Origin of the sequence: Thiohalocapsa sp. (genome assembly GCF_019695415.1) — a bacterium.
In the GTDB taxonomy this organism is placed as follows: domain Bacteria; phylum Pseudomonadota; class Gammaproteobacteria; order Chromatiales; family Chromatiaceae; genus Thiohalocapsa.
Window position 1 is genome coordinate 1 of record NZ_JAIFKJ010000615.1, and the last position, 3,524, is coordinate 3,524.

The 3,524-nt window shown below is 70.3% G+C and carries 3 protein-coding genes; all 3 read right to left on the reverse strand.

Annotation, left to right across the window (positions count from 1 at the left end; genetic code table 11):
* Positions 1 to 174 precede the first annotated feature (174 nt).
* Positions 175 to 1,701: a tetratricopeptide repeat protein gene (locus I6U14_RS16820; RefSeq protein WP_296900815.1), complete on the reverse strand. Its 1,527-nt coding sequence runs from the start codon at positions 1,699 to 1,701 to the stop codon at positions 175 to 177.
* The gene (locus I6U14_RS16825; RefSeq protein WP_296900817.1) at positions 1,698 to 2,768 is read right to left on the reverse strand and encodes a VWA domain-containing protein; all 1,071 of its coding nucleotides are present in this window, start codon (positions 2,766 to 2,768) and stop codon (positions 1,698 to 1,700) included. Before I6U14_RS16825 ends, I6U14_RS16820 begins: the two co-directional genes overlap by 4 nt.
* A gap of 61 nt (positions 2,769 to 2,829) precedes the next feature.
* The coding region (locus I6U14_RS16830; protein WP_296900819.1) for a VWA domain-containing protein at positions 2,830 to 3,524 on the reverse strand (695 nt) is incomplete at its 5' end.

A 3,524-nucleotide genomic window follows, 5' to 3' on the forward strand; every position in this document is an offset into this window, starting at 1 on the left:
GCACGCCACGGGCATTGCTGGGCTCCATAGGCCGGAACTGCCAGGTCTGGAATGGCGGCTGGCCGAGCGCAGCGGTGGCGGTCAGCAGCAGCACTGCTCCGAGCATTAGCCAACTGCCGTGCAGCATGCCGCTGCCCCCCAGCTCGCGCCCCCTAGCCCATGTGCCCCGCGCCGCTACCATGGCCGACTCTCCTGCACCCGGCCGCCGCTCCCGCGCATGAGCCGCAGGTCCCCCAGCAGGAATTGGTTTCGCAGCAGCATGGACGGATCACCCTCGACCTGTTCCAGACGCTGCTCCATGATGGCCATACCCGGGCCCAGCACCTGCTCGCCGCCAAGGGCGGGGGCCTCGCTCAGGCCAGCTTCGGGTCCGAGGCCGGCCCAGGGCTGATCGCCCAGCTGGTCGAACCGCTCGACCGCATCGCGGTCGCCCGCGAGGTCTTCCATGTCCGGAGCTTCGTCGGGCGGCGGACCCTCACCTCGACTTGCCTGGTCGCGGGCCTGGTCATCCGCGCCGGTGCCGCGCTCTTCGCTGTCCGGTCGCACGTCTTCGCCCGGGCGCTCCGCCTGCTCCGGCGTCGGCGGCTCTTGGCCGCCGCCCAGGTCTTCGCCGGGCTCGGGCGGCTCGTCGGCGCCGGCGGCCGGCATTAGGCTGTCTTCGTACTCGCCTTCGGCGCGGCCGGCTTCGTCGCCGCCCTCGGTGCCGCCGCGCTCGGCCTGGCCCTCGATTTCCGCTTCATCGAATGCGCCGTCGGCGTCTTCGCGTTCCTCGCGATCGCCGCCCTCGGCATTCTCTTCTTCGGTCTCATCGCCACCTTCCGCCGGCTTTGCCTCGTCGCGCTCGCCGCTGTCCTGCCCGGTGTCCTGCTCGCCGCCGGTGCGGCCCTCGGCCTCCTCGCCCTCGGTGCCGCGGTTCTCTTCGGTATCCGCGCCGGCGCTGCCGGCCTCGTCCTGTTGCTCGCCGCCGCCGGATTCGCTCTCCGCCTGCTGCTGGCCTTCCTGTTGCTGGTCCTGCTGCTCGCCGCCCTGCTGTGCCTGCTCTTGCTGCTCGTCGCCCTGCTGCTCCTGCTGCTGCTCGCCCTCCTGCTGCTGCTCGCCCTCCTGCTGCTGCTCGCCCTCCTGCTGCTGTTCCGATTGCTGTTGCTGTTGCTGTTGCTGTTCCGATTGTTGTTGTTGTGCTGATTCCTGCTGTTGTTGCTGTTCTTGTTGGGCCTGCTGTTCCGTCTCCGAGGCTGCGTCTTCCTGCTCCTCGGGCTCGGGTGCTTCTGCGTCCTGTTCCTCAGCCTCCTCTTGGAAGGCCTGCTGCTCCAGTTTCGCCAACAGGGAGCGGGCAAGGGTCAGGTTGAAGTGGGCGTCGGCATGGTCTGGCGCCTCGGCGAGGGCCTGCTCATAGGCGTCGATGGCGCCGGTGTAGTCGCCCTGCTGGAAGCGGGCATTACCCAGGTTGTAGCGGGCGGTGACGCGCACGGCCTCCCGCTCCACATCGGCGAAGGCCACCTCGGCGGCGCGGTACTCGCCGGCGCGGTAAAGGGCGACACCGCGGCGGTAGGCATCGTTGAAGCCCTCAGCGGCGGCACCGTAATCGCCGGCACGGAAGCGCTCTAGGGCCGCCTGCTCGGCGTTACGGAACATGCCCGCCTGGCCGATGCCGACGCCGAGTACCAACAGGGCCAGCAGCAGCGCGAGCAGACGCACGTTCATGCTGCCTCCTCGGCCCGGCGGGCTGCGCCAGCAGCCGGTTGCGCGCCGGTGCCCCGTCCGGGGCGGGCACGGCCCTTGAACCGCGGCAGCAGTAGTAGGAGCAGCAGCAGTACAGGCAGGTAGTAGCGCTCGTTCCAGATGCGGGTGCGCTCGTCGGTGGCCTTGGCCGGGAGCCTGCTGCGGGCCGCGGCGTCCAGGATGTCGGCGGTGTCGTTGTCGCGATAGTCGGCCTCGCGGTAGAGGCCGCCGCCTGCGGCGGCGAGCGCGCGAAGCTGGTCTGCGTTCAGCACGGAGCGTACCGGGGTGCCGTCCGGGCCCACCAGCGGCCCGCCGCGTGGACCAGGCACCTCACCGCCCCGCGAAGTGCCAATACCGAGTACATGCAGCGCGACGCCCGCGTCGGCGAGTGCGGATACCCGTGCCGTGAGATCGGGCTCGTCGAAGTCGCCGTCGGTAATCAGCAGCATCGAGCGGGCGCTCTCCGCCGGCAGTGCCTCCAGCAGGATCTGGGCCCGGTCGAGAGCGGCGTGCAGACGGCTGCCCTGGAGCCGCGCCAGGTCCGTGGCCAGCGCAGGCAGAGCCAGCAGGATGGTGCGGCTGTCCTCGGTGACCGGGGCCACCACGTGCGGCGACGACGCGAAGGCGATGAGCCCGAGCCGCAGCCGCCTGTTCTGCATAATGAGGTCCTGGATCTCCTGCCGGGCGCGGCCGAGGCGGCTGGGGGCCACATCCGCGGTCTCCATGGAGCGAGAGACATCCAGCAGGATCAGCAGGTTGTCGCCGGGCTGGAAAAGGCGCACGTCGGTATAGCCCCACCGCGGGCCGGCCATGGCCGTGAGCAGCAGCAGCCACAGGCCTGCCCAGGCGAAGAAGCGGCCCCAGCGCTCAGAGCCTGCCAGTGCTCGCGTTCCCGCCAAGTGCGGCAGGAGCTCCGGGTCCGCATAGCGGTGCACCGGTGCCTTGGCGGCGCGGGCAGCGCTGCGCCAGAGCCACCAGGCCACCGGCGGCAGCACGAGCAGGCCCCAGAACCACGCGGGCTCGGCGAAGTGGAATCCGGTCTCGTTCATGCTCCTCGGGGTGTCTCGGGCGCGCTCGCCCTGTCGTGGGCTGGGTGTCGTGGGCTGGGTGTCAGCTGCTGGCCTGGCGGACGATGAAGCGGCGGCGACCCTCCGGGAACAGGCCCAGGCCGAGCAAGGCGGCCAGCGACAGCCCCAGCGGCCAGCGGTATAGGGGCTCCGGCAGGTAGGCGGTACGGGTCTCAGTCTCGGTCTTCTCGAGCTCGGCGATGCGCCGACTGATCTCCTCCAGGGCGCGGGTGTCGGTAGCGCGGAAGTAGGCGCCGCCGGTGATCTCCGCGAGGCGCCGCAGCGTATCCTCGTCCATGGTGAGGTCGTCCCAGTACTCGATCTTGCCTTCGTGCAGGATCGGGATACGCTCCTGGTTGCTGCCGACGCCGATGACATAGATGCGCACGCCCGCCATGCGGGCGAGCTGGGCCGATTCCAGGGGCTGGAAGTTACCTGCGGTGTTGTCGCCGTCGGCAATGAGGATCATCACCCGGGAGCCCACCGGGCGGTCGCGGAGCTTCTTCACGCCCAGCGCGACGGCATCGCCGAGCGCTGTGCTGCCGCCGGCGATGCTCGGCACCACCTGCTCCAGCAGCATATGCACCGCGGACCGATCGATGGTCAACGGCGAGAGCACATAGGCGCCGCTGCCGAAGATGATGAGCCCGACCCGGTCGCCGGCGCGCGCATCGATGAAGCGGCCCATGACGCCCTTGACCACCTGCATGCGGCTCACCTCCCGCCCCTCGACGGTGA